This is a genomic window from Pseudarthrobacter sp. DSP2-3-2b1 (genome assembly GCF_049895945.1).
Lineage (GTDB): Bacteria > Actinomycetota > Actinomycetes > Actinomycetales > Micrococcaceae > Arthrobacter.
Genome location: NZ_JAFCTI010000001.1, coordinates 285366 through 302956 on the forward strand (window position 1 = coordinate 285366; position 17591 = coordinate 302956).

Below are 17591 nucleotides of genomic sequence, written 5' to 3' on the forward strand. Positions count from 1 at the left end.
ACGGGATCCGTCGCCTTGACGACGGCACGCTCATTGAGGGGTAACACCTCGCGCGGAAGTCGAACGGGTAATAGTTTATACATAAATAGGCTTTAGGGGTAAACTATTACCCATGGGACGTCGAGAACTTGGTCTAACCCGCGTTGCCGAGGACGCGGTTGTCATGCTCGGGCAGCAAATTCGGATGGCGCGCGCTGCGCGAGGGATGACCGCAGAGCACCTCGCTGGCACAGCAGGTATTACGCGGAAAACTTTGGCGGCCATCGAGCACGGAAGCGCCGCGAGCAGTATCGGCAACGTGTTCAACGTGGCGTCGATCGTTGGTGTCCCCCTGTTCGGGGTCGACGACCCCAGTGAACTCATCGCGCTCCGCCGACGAGGCGAGGAACGACTCGCACTGCTTCCCGCCCGTGTCGACAAGAAGCGAAAGGACAACGACGATGGCCTCGACTTCTGACGTCTATGTGTGGGTGTGGCGGCCCGAGGCGACCGCACCGGTGCCCGCTGGCCGTCTTCGGGAGGGTGGGCCCGGCCAGTTCTCCTTCGACTACGGTCGGCGGTACCTCGAGCGCCGCAACGCCATCTCCCTAGCTCCAACCCTCCCGCTATCCGAGCGAACGTTCGGGCCCACTGGGTCAATGGGGCTACCTGGTGCTCTGCGCGACGCTTCACCAGATGCATGGGGGCGGCGCGTCGTTCAGTACCAAGTCACCGGTGACCGTGGCGACGACGCCGACACGGGTGACCTAGACGAACGCACATATCTCTTGAACTCCAGCTCCAACCGCTTCGGCGCTATCGATTTCCAGAGGTCAGTCACCGACTACGTCCCGCGTGCTACGGCGCCCGCCCCGCTGGAAACTCTCCTGAACGCCGCAGACCTCGTTGAAGCCGGAGGCGAGCTGCCGTTCGAACTCGAGCGAGCTCTCCTGAGCGGTACAGCGATGGGTGGGGCGCGCCCGAAAGCCGTCATCCACGACTCTGGTCGCGAGTACATAGCGAAGTTCACCGCGTCCAATGACCACTTCCCTGTGGTCGGGGCAGAGGCTGCGAGCATGTTTCTCGCCGAGAAGGCGGGGCTCAACGTCGCTCGAACCCGCGTCGAGAGCGTCCTCGGTCGGGGTGTCTTGCTGGTTGAGCGATTCGACCGAACGAACGACGGCGGGCGCATCCTTGCGACGAGCGCCCTGACCCTGACCGGCTTAGACGAGCTGCAGGCGCGCAGCGGCAGCTATGTCGAGTTTCTGGACGCTCTTCGCAACAACGGCGCGCCCGAGGGTACTGCCTCCGAACTCTTCGCACGCATCGCTTTCAGCATGTCAATCTCCAACTCCGACGACCACCTTCGGAACCACGCCGCGCTCTGGGACGGATCTGTAGCGAAACTCAGCCCCGCCTATGACCTTTCGCCCATGCGGCGTAGCGCAGAGACGGCTTCGCAGGCCATCGCATATGACAGGAACGGGACAAGGCGGAACAACTTATCTGACCTCATCGCCGCCCGTAGTCTCTATGACCTGACCAGAGACGAGGCCAACAACATCGTTGCCCGAATCGAAGACGCTATTCGTGAGCACTGGGCGGAGGCTGCGGACTTTGGAATGCTGACCAGCGCCGACAGGCGCCTCCTGTGGGGGCGGCAGTTCCTCAATCCCGGCACCCTCTACGGCTTCCGCGATCGGTGAAGTTCGATCATGGGCAAAAATCGCCAGGCATTTGTTCGATCAGCACTCAGGAACCGCCAGCACATGAAATCGGCGAATAATTTGGGATCCGAGTAGGGCATGACTGCCCAGTGCAAATCCTCAGCTGAGTCGATCAGGCTGAGATCTGCGCAGTCCTGCTGCCTTGACGGACTTGACCGAGACGGCATTCTCGTGGGCCTCAACTGGTAGGGCGTTCGCGCAACGGGCGATGACGTTCAGCCACAAGAGGTCCGCGCTGGACTCGAGGCCAACGAATAGGGCCCACACAGGCATTTTCGGACAGCCCGGTTAAGGATCCCCTTGCGGACAGGCAGGTATTTCGTTGCCTCATCTCACTGCCGAAAGCGTTGCCCAGGCGACATCGATGACGCAGAGCTCGCCGCCAGTCTCACCGAAGAAGACATTGCCCGGGAAGGTGGTGCCCGCTACTGCACCCTCGGGTAAGCCCTCGAGGTTGATGCTCCACTTCGGATCAAGCGCTGCCTGGTCCTTCCAATACTTGCCGGTAAATTTCTCGGGCTCGCCAGCGGACAGCGAAGACCAGTCGCTAGGTTCACCAAAATCTGCGGTGGAATCAGCACAGACGATGTCCGACGTCTCGCCCGCAGCCAAGTCAGCAATGAGCTTCTCCGTTGCTTCAATCACCTTGGCACCGTCACTTCCCCATATCAATGAGTCGACCGAGCATCCGGTCAATAGCGCAGCCAAGGCTCCTCCAGATAGTCCGCAAACCACTCTTCGCCCCAGTTCCATGCCTTAAACCTAGGGTGCGCGCCAGCAAAAGACCGCAACGCCGTGGTCCTCACCGGCGACGTCCACCGCAACTGGGCCAACGACGTCAAGGTCGACTACACGGACCCCGCATCCCCCGTGGTCGGCTCCGAACTGGTCTGCACCTCCATCACCTCCACCGGCAATGGCACGGGCTCCACCGTGGACCCGGTCATGCCCTGGAACCCGCACCTGAAGTTCTACAACGACAACCGCGGCTACGTGAACACCACCATCACCAAGGACGCGCTCACCGCAGACTTCCGCGTCCTGGACTACGTCACGACGCCGGGATCCCCCGTCAGCACGAAAGCCTCCTTCGCGATCCAGGACGGGGTTCCGGGGCTGGTGGCGCGCGGCTGACCTGCACTGAAACCGCTACGACGACGGCGGGGTGGCCAGCAATTCTGCTGAACGCCCCGCCTCCACCACCTGGACGCCGACAAAATCACCGACATCGAGGTTGACGGGAGACTACGACGGTCCGCTCGGTCATCCACGCCGCAGGGAACATCACCTCCTACTACAAGTACCCGCTGCTACGCGGCGATGACGGCTGGCGGATCTCTCACGTCTCGACCTTCCTCGACCCGCTCGGCACACCGCAGCAAGACTTACGGCATCATCTGCGAGGCTAGGTACGCGGAATCGCGAGGCAGAAGTCCCGGATCTCCTTGTTGAATGCGTCCGCGTTTTCCAAGTTGCTCACGTGACCCGCCCGAGGAATTACCGCAAGGCGAGCGCCGGTGATCGCCTGATGCAGCTGGTGCGCAACAGCGATCGGCGATCGTCCGTCCGATTCACCCCACAGCAGCAGAGTGGGAACGGTTATTGTCGGCAGGATGCTTCGGGTGTCCACAGCAGATGCCCTGGCCATCAGCCGGAAGCCCGTGGGGTGGAAGCCGCGCATGATGCCCGCAAGCTCCTCGACGGCCTGCGGATTCGGGGAACGGCTGAACATTGATGGAAGGTATTTCGCTACAAAGTCGTCCCGCGGTAACGAGGCATCGCGAAGGCAGGCGGCCAGCCGTTCTTGGGGAAGAGGATCCGGAAGTGAGCCCTTCCAACCGGCGTAGGTGCCGGCCAGGATCAGTGACTCCACGACAGAGGAGTGACGCCTATAGAACTCCTGCGCCAGAATCCCTCCCCAGGACAGACCAAGAATGTGTGCCCGCTCAAGCCCGGCAGTGCGGAGGCAAGCCGCCAGGCAGTCCGCCCAGTCCGCAAGTGCGAACGGGCTTGGAGGGTCGGAGGAGCGGCCTGCGCCGGGGGCATCCCAGGCGAAGACTGTGAAGTCCTCTTTGAGGTTCTCCATCTGAGGCCGCCAGACACGTGAATCGTGGGAAAAGCCGTGCAGCAGCACCAAGCCCGGCCCCTCGCCGACCTGTTGGTAGGCCACCGAGAGGCCCCTCACGTCAGCGCGAAACACGTCTCATCGGTTCATAGATTGCCGCGGCGGCGCCCATTTGGTCAGTGTAGGCCTGCCCCATCCCCGCGGGCCGTTGACAGGTGGTTCGCGGCGGCGATTTCCAGGTGCGTCAGGTCGGACGCAACCGTGACGAAGGTGAACCCCTCCGCAATGCGCTGACTGGCGATCTCGCCGCTCGCCGTGTGGATGGCTGCGATCACGCCGGCGGCCTGGGCTGCCTCGCGGATGGTTACCAGCGCGGCGTTGAACTCGTCCGCCACGTCCGGATCGTTGTGGAACTTTCCGCCCACGGCCAGGCACAGGTCTGACGGGCCAATGTAGATCCCGTCGATCCCGGGCACGGCACAGATGTCCTTCACGTTCGCCAGCCCCTCGGGGGTCTCGATCATTGCCAGGCACAGCACGGTGGCATCGGCCTCGGCCGGCACAGGCCCGATCCGCAAGGCGGACCGCATGGGCCCGTAGGACCGCATGCCATGGGGCGGGTAGCGCACAGCGCGGACCGCCGCGGCGGCTTCCTCCGCGTTGTTCACCAGCGGGACAATCACACCGGCCGCACCTGCGTCCAGCGCCTGCCCGATGAACGCCGCGTTGTTGGATGGCACCCGGACGATCCCCGCAGCGCCGGCCGCGTCAATCGCCATCAGTCCGTGCAGCCAGCCCGAATAGCCCATCAGCCCGTGTTGCGCGTCCAACGCCACATAGTCGTAGCCCAGCCGTGCCACCCGCTCAGTGGAAACCGGCGAGTCCAGGACCACCCAGTATCCGACGACGGGCTCATTGGCTCGGGCTTTGGCGGCAAACGATGCGGCACTCATGGCAGATTCCTCTTCAGTTGGCGGCGAGTCAAAGATTCGCCGGTCGGAGCTAGGGGTGGACGGGCTAGCGGTTGTACTTGGGCATGGGCCCATGGATTTCCGCGGCCACCGCGTCGCAGGCGGCAACCACGTCCTCCGGCAGCGGGCCCTTCCCGGCAGCGGCGATGTTGGCCTGCAGCTGCTCCAGCTTGGAGCCGCCCAGCAGGATGGAACCCACCCCGGGCTTGCTGAGCAGCCAGCGGAAGGAAAGTTCCGGCAGGGCCAGGCCAGCGCCACCAGCGATGGCACGGAGCTGCCGGACGGCTTCGAACAGCCGTGGGTCCCAGTACCGCTGCTTGTACATCTCAGCCAGCCGTGAGCTGCCGAACCGGCCTTCGGTGGGCGACTCCGTAAACGAATGCCTGCCCGTCAGGAGCCCGCCGCCCAGCGGGTTGTAGACCATGGTCACCAGCCCGGTGTGCCGGGCGAACTCCATATATTCGTCCTCGATCCGCGTCGCAAGGAGGTTGTACAGCTGCTGCGCCACCACCGGCCGGGGCACCCCAGAGGCGTCCGCTGCAAAGTTCAGTTCACTGATCTGCCACGCCGCGAAGTTGGACACACCCCAGGCGCGGATCTTGCCGCCGCGGATCAACTGGCCGACGGCGGCGAGCGTCTCTTCCAGCGGCGCGTTCCGATCCGGCTGGTGGAGGTAGAAAAGATCCAGCCAGTCAGTGCCCAGCCGGCGCAGGCTGCCATCGACGGAACGCCGGAGCCCCTCCGCCGAGAGCGGCGAGTTCCCTCCCGCATCGGGGTGCGGCATGCCAGCTTTGGAGGCGAGAACGACGGCGTCGCGGTGCGCGGGCAGGATCTTCGCCAGGATTTCCTCGCTGGCTCCGCCCGCGTAACCGTTCGCGGTATCCACCACAGTTATGCCAGCCTCGAGCGTGGCTTCCAGCATGCCGGCGGCCACCTCCTCCGACGCCGTGTCCCCGAACGTCATGGTGCCCAGGGCCAGCTGCGAAATGGGTAGCTCCAGGCCTGCCACTTTGGTTCCCTGCATCAGCTGGCTTCCTCCATCAGTACGGGCTCCCCCTGGGGTGCCACCTTGTTCAATCGTGAAACCAGCTCGCGGGGTTTGCGGCCGGTCATGGTCAGCGGATCCAGCGCCGCGGCCCGCAGCGCCCGGGTGTAGGGGTCCCGGGGCGTCGTGAGGACCTGTTGGGTGGGACCCTGTTCCACGATCTTCCCCTTGGACATCACCACCACGTGGCTGCTGCTTTCCCGCACCACCCCAAGGTTATGGCTGATCATCAGGTAAGTCAGCCCGCGGTCCCGCTGGATGTCCGCGAGGAGTTCGAGCACCTGCGCCTGAACGGAAACGTCCAGGGCACTGGTTGCCTCGTCACAGACCAGCAGTTCCGGCTTCGAAGCCAAGGCCCGCGCAATGCCGATGCGCTGGCGCTGGCCGCCCGAAAATTCGGCCGGCCGCCGGCCCAGGGCGGACGCGGGCAGGCCTACCTGGTCGATCAGTTTGGCTGCTTCCGCCCGGCGTTCCTTGCCGGACCGGATACCGCGCAGGGTCAGCGGTTCGGCCACGATGTCCTCTGCGGTGAGGTGCGGGTCCAGGGAGCCGTAGGGATCCTGGAACACCATCTGCACCTTGGACCGGAGCGGCCGCAGCTGCCGGGCCGGCATCCGGGCGATGTCCTGCCCGTTGAGCAGGATTTCCCCGGAAGTGGGCGTCAGCAGCCGGACGATCGCCTTCGCGATGGTGGACTTGCCGCAGCCCGATTCCCCCACGATGGCCACGGTGCTGCCCCGCGGAACGTCGAAACTGACGCCGTCCACAGCCCGGAAGCTGCTGCGGTGCACAGCGTAGTCCACGGTGAGGTTCTTGACGGAAAGCACCAGGTCCTGCCCGCCGGCCGCTGAGGGTGGGTTGCTCAAGGATGAACTCACGGGTGTGCTCCGTTCAGGGCGGCCGGGCCGGTTTCAAGCGGCTCCACGTGCGGTTCGCCGTCCCAGTGCCCCAGCCTGGGCACTGCGGCCAGCAGCTTTTTGGTGTACTCGGTCTGCGGGTTCTCCACGATCTGCTCCACTTCGCCGCTTTCCACGAACCTGCCGTCCTTCATCACGTGGATCCGGTCCGAGACCAGCCGGGCCACGCCCAGATCGTGCGTGATCATGAGGATGGCCACGTGCGTGCGTTCCTGCAGCTCCATCAGGAGGTCCAGGATGCCGGCCTGCACGGTGACATCCAGCGCGCTGGTGGGTTCGTCCGCCACCAGCAGGACGGGATCAACCGCGAGCGCCATGGCGATCAGGACACGCTGCAGCATGCCGCCGGACAGCTGGTGCGGGTACTTCTTCAGCTGGAGCGCCGGTTCCGGGATGCGGACCTGTTCCAGGAGTTCCATGGAGCGGCGGTTCACGTCTGCTTTGGAGGCAGGGCCTTTGCGCAGGATGGCCTCGCCCAGCTGCCGGCCGATGGTGTGCACCGGGGACAGCGCTGTCATGGCGTCCTGCGGGATCAGCGCCACGGAACGGCCGCGGAGCTTTGCGAACTTCCCGGGCTCGGTCACCACGTCCACGCCGTCGAGCACTGCGAGCCCGGAGATGACGGCGAGGTCCTCCGGCAGGAGCCGGAGGAGGCCCATCGCCGTCGTACTTTTGCCGGAGCCGGACTCACCGATGACCGTGACCGTCTGCCCCGCGTCGATGGCGAAGGAGATGCCGTCCACGGCGCGGATCACGCCGGCGGTGGTCATCAGTTCGATGGACAGGTCCCTGACCTCCAGCACGCTCATGAGGTGGCTCCCTTGCGGCGGCGTACGCGGTCCCGCAGGCCATCGGCCAGCAGGTTGACCCCCACCACCAGGATGGCGATCACGGCGCCGGGCAGGGTCACAATCCACCAGGAGGTGGTGATGAAGTCCTGGCCGTCGGAAATGATCCGGCCCCAGGTGGCGAAGGGCCGCTGCGGGCCGGCGCCGAGGAAGCTCAGCGCGCTTTCCATCAGCACGGCAGTCGCCAGGAGCAGCAGGACCACCACAATGACCTGGCTGATGACATTGGGGATGATGTGCTTCACCAGGGTGGTGATCTGCGGCAGGCCAAGGACCTTGGCAGCCTGCACGTAGGGCTTTTCGCGTTCCACCAGCACCAGCGAGCGCGTGAGGCGGGCAGGTTCGGGCCATTGGGCGATGGCGATCACGAAGGTGATCACCGGGATGGACGGGCCGAACAGCGCCACCACCAGCAGGAGCATCATCAACAGGGGCAGGGAGAGCTGCGCCTCGATCAGGCGGGAAACCACGGCGTCCACCCAGCCGCCGAAGAACCCGGCGAGCGCACCAAGGACCACACCCACAAGGCCGGAAATCACCACGGCGAGCACGCCGATGGTCAACGACACCTGTCCGCCGTGCAGAACGCGGGAAAGGATATCCCGGCCCAGCTGGTCGGTTCCAAACAGGTGGCCCGGGCTCAACGGCGGCAGGAAACGGGAGGTGATGGCCTGCGCGTCCACATCGGGCAGCGGCAGGACCTGTGCCAGGACGATGGGCAGGACCACGACGGCGGTCAGGAAACCTCCCAGCACCATCTTCACCTTCGCCGAGCGTTCCCGCCGCGCCGCGGAGGAGCGGCGGAGCAGCCGCTTGGTGACCGCCGTCGGCCGTTTCGTAGCCAGATCTGCGGGCGGAGTTTCGTTGAGGGTTGTCATGCGACGGACACCTTTCCGAGCCGGACCCGGGGGTCAAGCAGCGGGTAACACAGATCGATCAGCAGCTGGACGCCGACGGCCAGCACGGACGTCACCAGTACGGTGGCCTGGATCAGCGGGTAGTCGCGGGTTTCCAGGGCGCGGACCACCAGGGATCCCAGGCCGGGCCAGTTGAACACCACCTCCACCACCACCACGCCGTTGAGCATGCCGGCGAACCGGGTACCCAACGTGGTGAGGATGGGGATGGAGGAGTTGCGCATGGCGTAGGCCCAGGTGAGTTTCTGCTCGCCGGTGCCGCGGGCCCGCGCCACCGTGAGGTAGGGGGCGGCCATGTTGGTGCCCACCTCGCGGCGGACCATCCGGGACACCAGCGCGATCTGCAGGATGGCCACCGTGGTGACCGGCAGGACCACCCCGAACCAGCTGGTGAAGCCGGAGGAGGGGAAGATGGGGAACACCACCGCGAACAGGGTAAGCAGCATGATGCCGATCCAGAAGTCAGGCATGGACTGCCCGGCGATGGTGAGGACGTTGACGCCGAGCTCACGCTTGGTGTCGGCGCGCTTGGCCATCCAGACACCCAGCGGGATGGCCACCACAATGGCCAGCAGGATGGCCAGCACGGCCAGGAAGATGGTGTTTGGCAGCCGCGACATGACCACTTCCAGGGCGGGGGCCTGGAAAGAGTAGGACTTGCCGATGTTCCCGGCGCCGAGGTCCTTGAGGAAGATGCCGTACTGGGTCAGCAGGGGTTCGTTGAGTCCCATGGAGATCCGGATTTTTTCGAGGTCCCCGGTGGAGGCCAGGGGCCCGGCCAGGGCGTAGGCCGGGTCGCCGGGAGCCATCCGGATCAGGACAAAGACTGTTGACACGGTCAGGAAGATCGTGAGCAGGCTCTGCCCTAACCGCTTGGAGACGTAGGTGAGCATGGTGTTAGCCGTTCACCTTGACCGCGGAGAGCTGGTAGGAGTTGATGGGGCGCAGCTTGATGCCTTCCACCCGGGTCCGGCGGGCCAGGACGGCATTGGGGATGAACGCCCACATGCAGGGCCACTTGGCCCAGATGTCCTTCTGGACGTCGGTGAGGAGCTTGGTGCTCTTGGTGGTGTCCGTCTCGGAGGTGGCGGTGATGATCTTGCTGCTGATCTCCGGGAAAACGAAGCCGTGGTACGTGTCGCGGGTGGCTTCCTTCTCCGCTGTGCCGGCGTACATGCCCTGCAGGTTGGTCAGCGCGAGGCCGGTCTGGTTGCCGTAGCCGTTGCCCAGGATGTCCCAGTCGCCGGCCTTTCCCTGGCGCCAGCTGGAGATGTCGCCGCCGGGTTCGAACTGCTGCAGCTCTGCGGTGACGCCGATCTCCTTCATCATCTCCACGAGGGCTTCCATGATGGACACGTCGCCGGCGAATTCGCCGGTTTCCCAGATGACCTTGACGGCCAGGTTGGAGACGCCCAGGTCCGCGAGCATGGACTTGGCCTTGGCGGGGTCGTACTTGAATTCGCCGGTTTCCACCGCGCCGGCGAGAGTCTGCGGGACCACACCCTTGGCGGAGGTGACGGTGCCGCCCAGGATGCCGTCCACCACGGACTTGCTGTCGAAGCCGTAGGAGAGGGCCTCGCGGACCTTCGGATCGGACATGGGGCTGCCGGCCGGCTTGCGGAAGTTGTAGAAGAGCTGGTTGTAGCGTGTGCCGGTGACGGATTCGATGGTGACGCCGTCAACGGACTTCAGCTGGGCCACGGAGTCAGGGGTGATGGAGTCGATGACGTCCACCTCGCCTGAGCGCAGTGCCACCACCCGGCTGGATTCCTCGGACATGAACCGGACGTTGACCTCGGAGATGTTGGGCTTCTCGCCCCAGTAGTTCTCGTTGATCACCAGCTTGTAGGTGCCGGTGCCGCGGTCCGCGGAGGCCACCTTGTAGGGGCCGGTGCCCACGCCTTCCTGGAGTTCCTCCGGCTTGTTCGCGGCGGCCGGGGTGATGAGGATGTTGGACATAAGCGTGTTCAGCACGGGCAACGGGGCTTTGGTGTCCAGGGTGAAGCTCAGTTCGTCCTTCTTGGTCACGGTGGGCCATTCGGGGAACTGCGGGGCCAGGAAGGAGCCGTTGACCTGGCTGTACATTTCCAGGGCCTTGGCCACGTCCTCCACGGCCACCTTGGTGCCGTCCGAGTACTTGATGTCGTTGCGCAGCTTGACTGTCCACTGCGTGGGGCTGGTCAGTTCGAAGCTTTCGGCCAGCACGTTGCGGGGCTTGAGGTCGTCCCCGATCTCGGTGAGCGCCTGGCGGACGGCGCGCTGGACGGTTACAGCGGCGTCGAACTGGTTGAGTTTGTTGTCCAGGCTGACCAGCGAGCGGTTCAGCCCAAGGGTGAGGGTACTGGTGCCTGTTGCGCCGCCGCCGGGGGCGGCCGGGCCTACGCAGGCGGTGACGGCGGGAGCCAGCACGGCGCCGGCTCCGGCAAGCGCGCCCCACCGGAGCAGGGAACGCCGGGAGACGGAACGCTGAGCTACTTCGCCGAGGAATCCACTGCCGCCGGCAACGCTGTCGGATCGAGTCATCTTTGACCTCCAAGTAAGGGCCGGCTCCTGCCGGCTTGGGCGGTGCATCCTGCTGATACGGGCCCCCGGGGTGTTACTCCGATCACAATGCCACGATTGCGCAAAGCGCGCAATAGGTCTAGCGTGTTTTGTGCAGGGCGGTTCAGTCGGCGTCCAGCACCACTACCAGCCAGTGCCAAAGGAGGCAGCGATGCAGCGCATTCTCGCCATTGCTGATGATCTCTCGGGCGCCGCTGAGACCGCCGCTGCGCTGCGGAGTTTTTCGCAAATCTTGACCGAACCTTTTGCGCAGAGTGCGCAAAGCGGGGGCGCCGGCCGGGAAATGGCCGACGACGGCGCCCCGCGGGTGTGCCTGCTCCCCCACCTTATGGAGGAGCTTGGGCCCGCCGTGCGGCACCTTCTGCAGGAAGGCGGTGGCTGGTCCGGCAGTCAGCCCGGCTCATGGCCGGTCCGGGGAGAGGGCGGCGGTGCCAGGGCACCCCTGGTGCTGGACACGGACAACCGCAGGTTCCCGGCGGACGTTGCGGCGGAGCGGCTGCGGATTGTGGTTGAGTCCCTGCCGTCCGGAGGCTCCCCCATTGTGTTCCTGAAGCTGGACTCCCTGCTCCGCGGCCCTGTCCGGTCCCAGCTGGAAATCCTCGCCGCGGAGGGTCCCGTGATCCTGGCGCCGGCGCTGCCGCCGCTGGGCCGCAGCACGGTGAACGGGACGGTGCATCATCAGGGTGTGCCGCTGCACAAGACCTCGCTCTGGCACGCCGAGTCCTCGGCCCCGCCGGCCACTATTGCCGCTGGCCTTGAGCCTTTGGCCACCGTCCTGGTGGACCTGGCAACGGTCCGCAGCGGCAACGAAGCCCTCACTGCCGCACTCACACAAGCCAGCCGGGGCTGCCCAGGCCCCGTCCTGGTCTGCGACGCCGAGACGCAGGAGGACCTGGACTCGATCGCCGCTGCGGGCCTTAGGTTTCCCCGCACCCGGTTCGCTGGCGCGTCAGCCCTGGGAGCCGCACTGGCACGGGCCGCAGGCCTGGCACCCGGGCCAAGCGCCGGCGTCGTACGCTCCGCATCCGGCAGGCGCCCAACCGGTGGCTTTCCCCTGCTGGTGGTGGGCTCGGCGTCCGGCCCGGCACGGCAACAGTTGCAGGCCCTCGCCGCTGACGGCGTTCACGTCATCACCCTCACCCCCGCAGACCTCCTGGCAGGTACCGCCGACCTCACTCCGCTGGCGCAGGCCCTGACGGAAGGACCAGTGGCGGTGACGGTGGATGCGTCAACGGTGGATCCGGCGTCGTCGGGCAGGATTGCCGCCGCCCTGGCACAGGCCGTTGCTCCGCTCGCCATGGGCCGGCCGCTCATGCTGACCGGCGGCGAAACGGCCCGCTCGGTGCTGGATGCCCTCGGCGTTCAGCGGCTCAGCGTCAGGGGCGAGATCGAACACGGCGCTGTCCTGTCCCTGTCCCCGGACGGAAACCCCGTGATCACCCGTCCGGGCAGTTTCGGCAACCCCAACAGCCTCCGCACCAGCCTGGCCGCACTCGCCGGCCACCCCGCGCCAGCATCCCAGCCGGGGAATCCCCCCGCTTCACACTCCCCTCTGCCGACGGCGCCCCAGCCGTCCCTGCCCGGAAAAGGACCCTCCATGAACACTGTTGATCCCACGGAACTCCCGTATGTAGCCGTCACCATGGGCGACGGCGCCGGTGTTGGACCGGAGGTGGTGGTGGCCGCCGTCCTGGACGCGACCATCAACGCGGAGTGCAGGCCCGTGGTGATCGGTGACGCCCTGCGGCTCCGCCAGGCTGCAAACATCCTAGGCATCGCGGCGGACATCCAGGCCGTGGCCGCAGTGGAGGACGCGGTGTTCACGCCGGGCCGGGTGAACGTGATTGACCTGGCGCTGCTGCCGGCGGACCTGGCCTGGGGCCAGCTCTCCCCAGTGGCCGGCAACGCCGCCTACGAATACATCCGGGTGGCCAGCGAACTGGCCATGGCCGGCCGGGTGCAGGCCATCTGCACGGCCCCGCTGAACAAGGAGGCGCTGCACGCGGCCGGGCATATCTTCCCCGGGCACACCGAGCTCCTCGCGCAGCTGACCGGGACGGAGGAAGTGTCCATGATGCTTTCCACACCCAAGATCAAGGTGATCCACGTGACCACCCACATCGGGCTGATGGACGCCGTCCGCAAGATCAACCCGGACTTGGTGGAACGCACCATCCGCCGAGGCCACGAGGCGCTAATCCGGGCAGGGATCGCCAAGCCGAAGATCGGTGTCTGCGCCATCAACCCGCACGCCGGCGAGAACGGGCTGTTCGGCCAGGGCGAGGAAGCCGAGAAGATCGAACCGGGCGTGAAGGCGGCGCAGGCCGCCGGGATCGACGTCACCGGCCCGTTGCCCGCCGATACGCTGTTTTTCCTGGCCGGCCGGGGTGACTACGACCTGGTGGTGGCCATGTACCACGATCAGGGGCACGGCCCGGTGAAGGTGCTGGGCATCGAGGCCGGCGTGAACATCACGGTGGGCCTGCCGGTGATCCGCACCTCGGTGGACCACGGCACCGCCTTCGATATTGCCGGCAAGGGCATCGCCGATCCGCGCAGCATGGTGGAGGCACTGCACCAGGCGGCGGAGATGGCCACCCGCCCGGCCGTGGCCGTGTAGGAGTTGAGGGCAATGCTGCGCTCACTTGCCGGGGGCCGGAACTAGCATGGTAACCACGCCCACGGGAAGGAGACCGGGAATGCTGAGCGCACATGCCAGGCGCGAGGAGATCTACCACCTCGCGGTCACCACCGGCCTGGCTTCCGTGGAGGAACTCTCGGCCCGGTTCGAGGTGACGGCCTCCACCATCCGCCGCGACCTGGCGCTGCTGAACGGGCAGGGCCGGCTCGCCCGCACCTACGGGGGCGCCATGGCCCTGGGCGCACACCCGGAAGCGTCGCTGCGGCAGCGCACCGGCGAGGCGTATGAGCAGAAGCACGCGATCGCCCGCTGGGCGGCGTCGGTGATCCGTCCCGGGGAGAACATCCTGCTCGACGCCGGCTCCACCGTGGGTGCCCTGGCCCACGAGCTGCGGGAGTTTGACCGGTTGTCCGTCACGACGCCGGGCATCAACACCATGCAGGAGCTGGCCGATTCCGAGGGCATCGAGGTGGATTGCCTGGGCGGCCGGCTGCGGAGCCTCAGCCAGAGCTTCGTGGGCCCCCTGGCCGAAGCGGCGCTGGAGCGAATGAGTTTTGACCGCGTGTTCCTGGGCGCCGATGCCGTCACCGCCGAGGACGGGATCTGCGAGGCCGATCACGCCCAGACCCGCCTCAAGGAACTCATGGCCCGGCGCGGGAATGTTGTGTATGTGTTGGCGGACTCCTCCAAGCTGGGCCTGAGGCCGTTCCACGCGTGGGCCCGGCTGGCGCTGCCGTGGATCCTGGTGACGGACGACGGCGCCGACCCCGCGCAGGTGCAGAAGTTCCGGGACGCTGGGGTTCAGGTTGAGGTAGCCGCGGTTGGCGGGCCCTGAAAGTGCTCGTTGAATTCCGGAGATCTCCAATGGCCTAGGGTGAAACCATGATTCTGCTGACCGGCTTCGAACCCTTCGGCGGAGCAAACTTCAACCCCTCATGGGCCGCCGCCCAAGCAGCCGCCACTGCACTGACGGACGCAGGGCAGCCGGCCACTGCCGTCGTACTTCCTGTGGAATTCGGGGCGGCCGCGGATGCACTGCGGCACGAACTGGCGGCCGGGAAGTACGGCCTGGTGCTGGCCGTTGGCCAGGCTGGCGGGCGGACCGGGCTGTCCCTGGAACGGGTTGCCATCAACGTGGACGACGCACGGATCCCGGACAACGCGGGCAACTCGCCGGTGGACCAGCCCGTGGTTCCTGGTGGACCCGCAGCCTACTTCAGCACACTGCCCGTCAAGGCCTGCCTGCGGGCGCTCGGCCGGGCAGGCATTCCGGCCGAGGTGTCCCAGTCGGCCGGGACGTACGTGTGCAACCACGTCTTCTACGCGTTGATGCACGCGGTGGCGGCGGAGCCCGGCGTGCGGGCCGGCTTCATCCACGTGCCCCACGCGCCGGAACAGGCGGCCGACGCCGGGCGTCCCTCCATGGAGGTCGCGGTGATGGCCCGGGGCCTGGAAATCATTGCGCGCACGTCGCTGTCCACAGTCACGGACATCAAACTCGGCGCCGGCGCCACACACTGACGCGCGGCTGAGTGGGGAGTGACGTACGACGGCGGGCGTGCGGACGGTGGCGTCCGCCCCGAAAGTCGAGGTGCGGACCTCTATCGGTCACTTCGGCCTGGATCGGTGGGTACCCGGCGCCTATGCGGGGCGGTCAGGCGGATGTCAGGTGAAAGGCGGGCTTCGTGCGCTCCCGCACCCGAACGCGACGCGTCCGGGGACCAAGCACCGTTTGCCATATCCGGAGCACGCAGCTGCCGCCCGCTTTCAAGAGCCCGCGCCCAATGCGCCAGGACTACCGCGACGGTCAGGAACTGCAGCAGCACCATCAACGAGAAAAAGAACATGCCACTAACACCAACGTTGGTGGCGCGGACATCATTGAAGTCCGTCGTGGTGACATAGGACCAAACGCCAATCCCGAGGACGAGGACAAACCAATAGGCCGCACGCACAACCCGGGCTGCGGGACGCGAGAGCGGGACGAGTGCCGCCGTCTTGAGTGCCCTCAACATCACGGGTGGACGGGCGTCCGGCTTCTTCATCTCAACGCTCGAAAGCCGGGCATGCGAACCAATCAGCTGCTTGCGCACTTCCGCCCGCACTTTGCTGGCCTCTCCCCCCTTGGAACCGCCGGCCAGGAGCTCGGTCTCCAGCCACGCCTTCAAATATCTGACGTGGTTGGTTTCCTCCGCTATCGCTCGCCGTCGGCGCTGGGCGGCATTACGTTCCTTGCGCAGCTCCGAAAACCACAGGCTGAGTGCCGCGAGAATTGCTGTGATGAGCGGTGGAAGCACCGCGCTGACAAGGGCACGTCCGGTCTCATCCACAGCACCCACCCCCCTGATGAGTAGGACATCATTGTCCGTAACGTAAAGCATGCGCTCACTGACGCAACCGGTCAACGCCTTGCACCTTCGCCGACCCCGTCGCGTCCGAGGACGGCATCTGCGAAGCAGACCACGCCCAGACCCGGCTCAAGGAGCTCCTGCCCGACGGCGGGGTGGCCGGCAATTTTGCTGAGCGCCCCGCCGTCGAGGTTCAGTCTGCCGTGGCTGACTGTGCAGGTAGGGTGTGTCGCATGACTCAGGAAGAGGTCCGCGGCAGAATCGAGGCCTTCGTGGCCGATTTCCACACCAGCTGGCAGCGGTCGGGCACGTCGCCGGGGATGTTCGCCTTCGACCCCCGCGTGTTCGAAGGGTGGGCAAACGAGTTGGCGGCCTTGGTGGCCTCCCATGGCACGCCGGGGATGCGCACCGGCCAGGAAGGTGCCCTGAGTTCCACTCCCGCGCACCAACCGGACGCCGAACAAATCACCGGCATCGAGGTGGACGGGGACACTGCGACGGCCCGCTCGGTCATGCACGCCGCAGGGAACCAAACCTCCTACTACAAGTACCGGCTGCTGCGCGGCGGTGACGGCTGGCGAATCTCCCACCTCGCGGCCTTCCTCGATCCGCCCGGCAAGCCGTTGATCGATCCGGCGGCGGCCGAGGCACTCCTGCTCGGTGCAACACCTGAAGCCGCGCTCCCGGACCTGCCGCCCCATCTGGAGCTCGACTTTCCGGGGTTGTTTACCGCCAGCCGGGTGGTGGCCCCGTTCGGCAACCCGGCGCAGCTCGAAGTGGTCCACCTTGGCGAACTCACCTGCGCGTCCGGCGTGCTGGCGGTCCTTGACCTGGGTTTTGTCGACGCACGCTTCGCCCCTCTGGCGCGCCGGATAACGCCGGGGACGTACGCCGTGGACGTCGCCACCGTGGCGGAGATGACCGTCGCAGTGCGGCTGCGGCTCTCCGATGCGCCAGCGGTCAGCTGGCACCCCGCCGAGTTCACCGATGGCGCGCAAGGTGTGGGGGTCGACGCCGGGAACGTCGCCATCCTCGATGCCGGGTCGCTGGTGGGATGCCAGGCCCAGCACATCGAGGAGCTGTTCCAGGAGCAGGCGGCACTTCTGGTGGGAACACCGGGCACAATGTTTGGCCTCGCCGGAGAGGTGGTGGATGCGGCCGTGGTCTCGAGCGGGTATGGCGACGGGATGTACCCGTGCTACTGGGGTGTGGCCGCAGACGGAAGTCCCGCCTCGCTGGTTGTAGATTTCAGGGTCCTGGCCGAGGACATCCTTCGCACCAGCCGCGTGCCGTTCCAGCCCGGCGCCGTCAGCACGCCCGAACTCGCCGGCCTCGACCTGCAGATCAGCACGGATGGCGGCTCGTTCGTCATCAGCAGCAGAGGAGAGCGCATCACCGGCCTCCGGGTGCTGGCACCGGACGGCGAACTCCTGATGGACGGGGACCAGCTTGGCACCTTCGTCACGGGAGGGAGGTCCAGCAAGACCTGGAACCCGGACGCACCTCCCCCGCCCGGCGCAGTACTCGAGGTCACCCAGTACCTCGGGTACCGGCACATCTAAGCACTCCGA

At 66.3% G+C, this 17591-nt stretch carries 16 protein-coding genes and 1 pseudogene; 7 read left to right on the top strand and 10 right to left on the bottom strand.

All coding sequences use genetic code 11. The features are described from left to right. Nucleotides 1–112 precede the first annotated feature (112 nt). Both ACP7AX_RS01195 and ACP7AX_RS01200 read left to right on the top strand, forming a co-directional pair. Entirely contained in the window at nt 113–457 is a 345-nt protein-coding gene (locus ACP7AX_RS01195; protein ID WP_426225070.1) for a helix-turn-helix transcriptional regulator, read from the top strand. Continuing rightward, entirely contained in the window at nt 441–1685 is a 1245-nt protein-coding gene (locus ACP7AX_RS01200; RefSeq protein ID WP_426225071.1) for a type II toxin-antitoxin system HipA family toxin, read from the top strand. The genes ACP7AX_RS01195 and ACP7AX_RS01200 overlap by 17 nt, the downstream gene beginning before the upstream one ends. A 348-nt stretch (nt 1686–2033) precedes the next feature. Here the strand turns inward: ACP7AX_RS01200 and ACP7AX_RS01205 are convergent, their stop codons facing one another. Beyond that, nucleotides 2034–2459 carry a hypothetical protein gene (locus tag ACP7AX_RS01205; protein WP_426225072.1) on the bottom strand — a complete coding sequence of 142 codons (426 nt, stop codon included), beginning with the start codon at nt 2457–2459 and terminating at the stop codon, nt 2034–2036. A gap of 24 nt (nt 2460–2483) precedes the next feature. Here ACP7AX_RS01205 and ACP7AX_RS01210 point away from each other — a divergent pair. Beyond that, nucleotides 2484–2840: pseudogene (locus ACP7AX_RS01210) on the top strand (alkaline phosphatase D family protein); the annotation flags it as partial. Nucleotides 2841–3111: 271 nt separating this feature from the next. Here ACP7AX_RS01210 and ACP7AX_RS01215 read toward each other — a convergent pair. The 8 genes from ACP7AX_RS01215 to ACP7AX_RS01250 all read right to left on the bottom strand — a co-directional run bounded on the left by ACP7AX_RS01215 (nt 3112) and on the right by ACP7AX_RS01250 (nt 10992). Continuing rightward, nucleotides 3112–3876: an alpha/beta fold hydrolase gene (locus ACP7AX_RS01215; protein WP_426225073.1), complete on the bottom strand. Its 765-nt coding sequence runs from the start codon at nt 3874–3876 to the stop codon at nt 3112–3114. A gap of 71 nt (nt 3877–3947) precedes the next feature. Then, nucleotides 3948–4724 (bottom strand): HpcH/HpaI aldolase family protein, encoded by a 777-nt coding sequence (locus ACP7AX_RS01220; RefSeq protein ID WP_426225074.1) that lies wholly within the window; start codon nt 4722–4724, stop codon nt 3948–3950. A 64-nt stretch (nt 4725–4788) separates the two neighbouring features. Continuing rightward, the gene (locus tag ACP7AX_RS01225) at nt 4789–5766 is read right to left on the bottom strand and encodes an aldo/keto reductase (RefSeq protein ID WP_426225075.1); all 978 of its coding nucleotides are present in this window, start codon (nt 5764–5766) and stop codon (nt 4789–4791) included. Further along, on the bottom strand, nt 5766–6665 hold the full coding sequence (locus ACP7AX_RS01230; protein ID WP_426225076.1) for an ATP-binding cassette domain-containing protein: 900 nt from the start codon (nt 6663–6665) through the stop codon (nt 5766–5768). Before ACP7AX_RS01230 ends, ACP7AX_RS01225 begins: the two co-directional genes overlap by 1 nt. Beyond that, nucleotides 6662–7513, bottom strand: a complete 852-nt coding sequence (locus ACP7AX_RS01235; RefSeq protein ID WP_426225077.1) for an ABC transporter ATP-binding protein — start codon at nt 7511–7513, stop codon at nt 6662–6664. Before ACP7AX_RS01235 ends, ACP7AX_RS01230 begins: the two co-directional genes overlap by 4 nt. After that, on the bottom strand, nt 7510–8430 hold the full coding sequence (locus ACP7AX_RS01240) for an ABC transporter permease (protein ID WP_426225078.1): 921 nt from the start codon (nt 8428–8430) through the stop codon (nt 7510–7512). The genes ACP7AX_RS01235 and ACP7AX_RS01240 overlap by 4 nt, the downstream gene beginning before the upstream one ends. Next, nucleotides 8427–9362 (bottom strand): ABC transporter permease, encoded by a 936-nt coding sequence (locus tag ACP7AX_RS01245; RefSeq protein ID WP_426225079.1) that lies wholly within the window; start codon nt 9360–9362, stop codon nt 8427–8429. Before ACP7AX_RS01245 ends, ACP7AX_RS01240 begins: the two co-directional genes overlap by 4 nt. 4 nt (nt 9363–9366) lie before the next feature. Continuing rightward, nucleotides 9367–10992, bottom strand: coding sequence for an ABC transporter substrate-binding protein (locus ACP7AX_RS01250; protein WP_426225080.1), 1626 nt, complete (start codon nt 10990–10992; stop codon nt 9367–9369). A gap of 190 nt (nt 10993–11182) precedes the next feature. Between ACP7AX_RS01250 and pdxA the strand changes: the two genes are divergently transcribed. The 3 genes from pdxA (at nt 11183) to pcp (ending at nt 15193) form a co-directional block, all read left to right on the top strand. Then, nucleotides 11183–13651: a 4-hydroxythreonine-4-phosphate dehydrogenase PdxA gene (gene pdxA / locus ACP7AX_RS01255; protein ID WP_426225081.1), complete on the top strand. Its 2469-nt coding sequence runs from the start codon at nt 11183–11185 to the stop codon at nt 13649–13651. Between the two features lie 79 nt (nt 13652–13730). Continuing rightward, nucleotides 13731–14507, top strand: coding sequence for a DeoR/GlpR family DNA-binding transcription regulator (locus tag ACP7AX_RS01260; RefSeq protein ID WP_426225082.1), 777 nt, complete (start codon nt 13731–13733; stop codon nt 14505–14507). A gap of 47 nt (nt 14508–14554) precedes the next feature. Then, nucleotides 14555–15193 (top strand): pyroglutamyl-peptidase I, encoded by a 639-nt coding sequence (pcp, locus tag ACP7AX_RS01265; protein ID WP_426225083.1) that lies wholly within the window; start codon nt 14555–14557, stop codon nt 15191–15193. Between the two features lie 80 nt (nt 15194–15273). On the opposite strand, the gene ACP7AX_RS01270 is transcribed toward pcp, so the two are convergent. Continuing rightward, entirely contained in the window at nt 15274–16053 is a 780-nt protein-coding gene (locus tag ACP7AX_RS01270) for a hypothetical protein (RefSeq protein WP_426225084.1), read from the bottom strand. A gap of 200 nt (nt 16054–16253) precedes the next feature. Here ACP7AX_RS01270 and ACP7AX_RS01275 point away from each other — a divergent pair, with 200 nt between their 5' ends. After that, nucleotides 16254–17582 carry a DUF4241 domain-containing protein gene (locus ACP7AX_RS01275; RefSeq protein WP_426225085.1) on the top strand — a complete coding sequence of 443 codons (1329 nt, stop codon included), beginning with the start codon at nt 16254–16256 and terminating at the stop codon, nt 17580–17582. Nucleotides 17583–17591 lie beyond the last annotated feature (9 nt).

Coding starts and splice junctions, on each gene's coding strand:
- ACP7AX_RS01240 (WP_426225078.1), bottom strand. CDS start 8,430: ATGACAACCCTCAACGAAACTCCGCCCGCAGATCTGGCTACGAAACGG.
- ACP7AX_RS01225 (WP_426225075.1), bottom strand. CDS start 5,766: ATGCAGGGAACCAAAGTGGCAGGCCTGGAGCTACCCATTTCGCAGCTG.
- pcp (WP_426225083.1), top strand. CDS start 14,555: ATGATTCTGCTGACCGGCTTCGAACCCTTCGGCGGAGCAAACTTCAAC.
- ACP7AX_RS01275 (WP_426225085.1), top strand. CDS start 16,254: ATGACTCAGGAAGAGGTCCGCGGCAGAATCGAGGCCTTCGTGGCCGAT.
- ACP7AX_RS01235 (WP_426225077.1), bottom strand. CDS start 7,513: ATGAGCGTGCTGGAGGTCAGGGACCTGTCCATCGAACTGATGACCACC.
- ACP7AX_RS01260 (WP_426225082.1), top strand. CDS start 13,731: ATGCTGAGCGCACATGCCAGGCGCGAGGAGATCTACCACCTCGCGGTC.
- ACP7AX_RS01270 (WP_426225084.1), bottom strand. CDS start 16,053: ATGCTTTACGTTACGGACAATGATGTCCTACTCATCAGGGGGGTGGGT.
- ACP7AX_RS01250 (WP_426225080.1), bottom strand. CDS start 10,992: ATGACTCGATCCGACAGCGTTGCCGGCGGCAGTGGATTCCTCGGCGAA.
- ACP7AX_RS01200 (WP_426225071.1), top strand. CDS start 441: ATGGCCTCGACTTCTGACGTCTATGTGTGGGTGTGGCGGCCCGAGGCG.
- ACP7AX_RS01195 (WP_426225070.1), top strand. CDS start 113: ATGGGACGTCGAGAACTTGGTCTAACCCGCGTTGCCGAGGACGCGGTT.
- pdxA (WP_426225081.1), top strand. CDS start 11,183: ATGCAGCGCATTCTCGCCATTGCTGATGATCTCTCGGGCGCCGCTGAG.
- ACP7AX_RS01205 (WP_426225072.1), bottom strand. CDS start 2,459: ATGGAACTGGGGCGAAGAGTGGTTTGCGGACTATCTGGAGGAGCCTTG.
- ACP7AX_RS01220 (WP_426225074.1), bottom strand. CDS start 4,724: ATGAGTGCCGCATCGTTTGCCGCCAAAGCCCGAGCCAATGAGCCCGTC.
- ACP7AX_RS01245 (WP_426225079.1), bottom strand. CDS start 9,362: ATGCTCACCTACGTCTCCAAGCGGTTAGGGCAGAGCCTGCTCACGATC.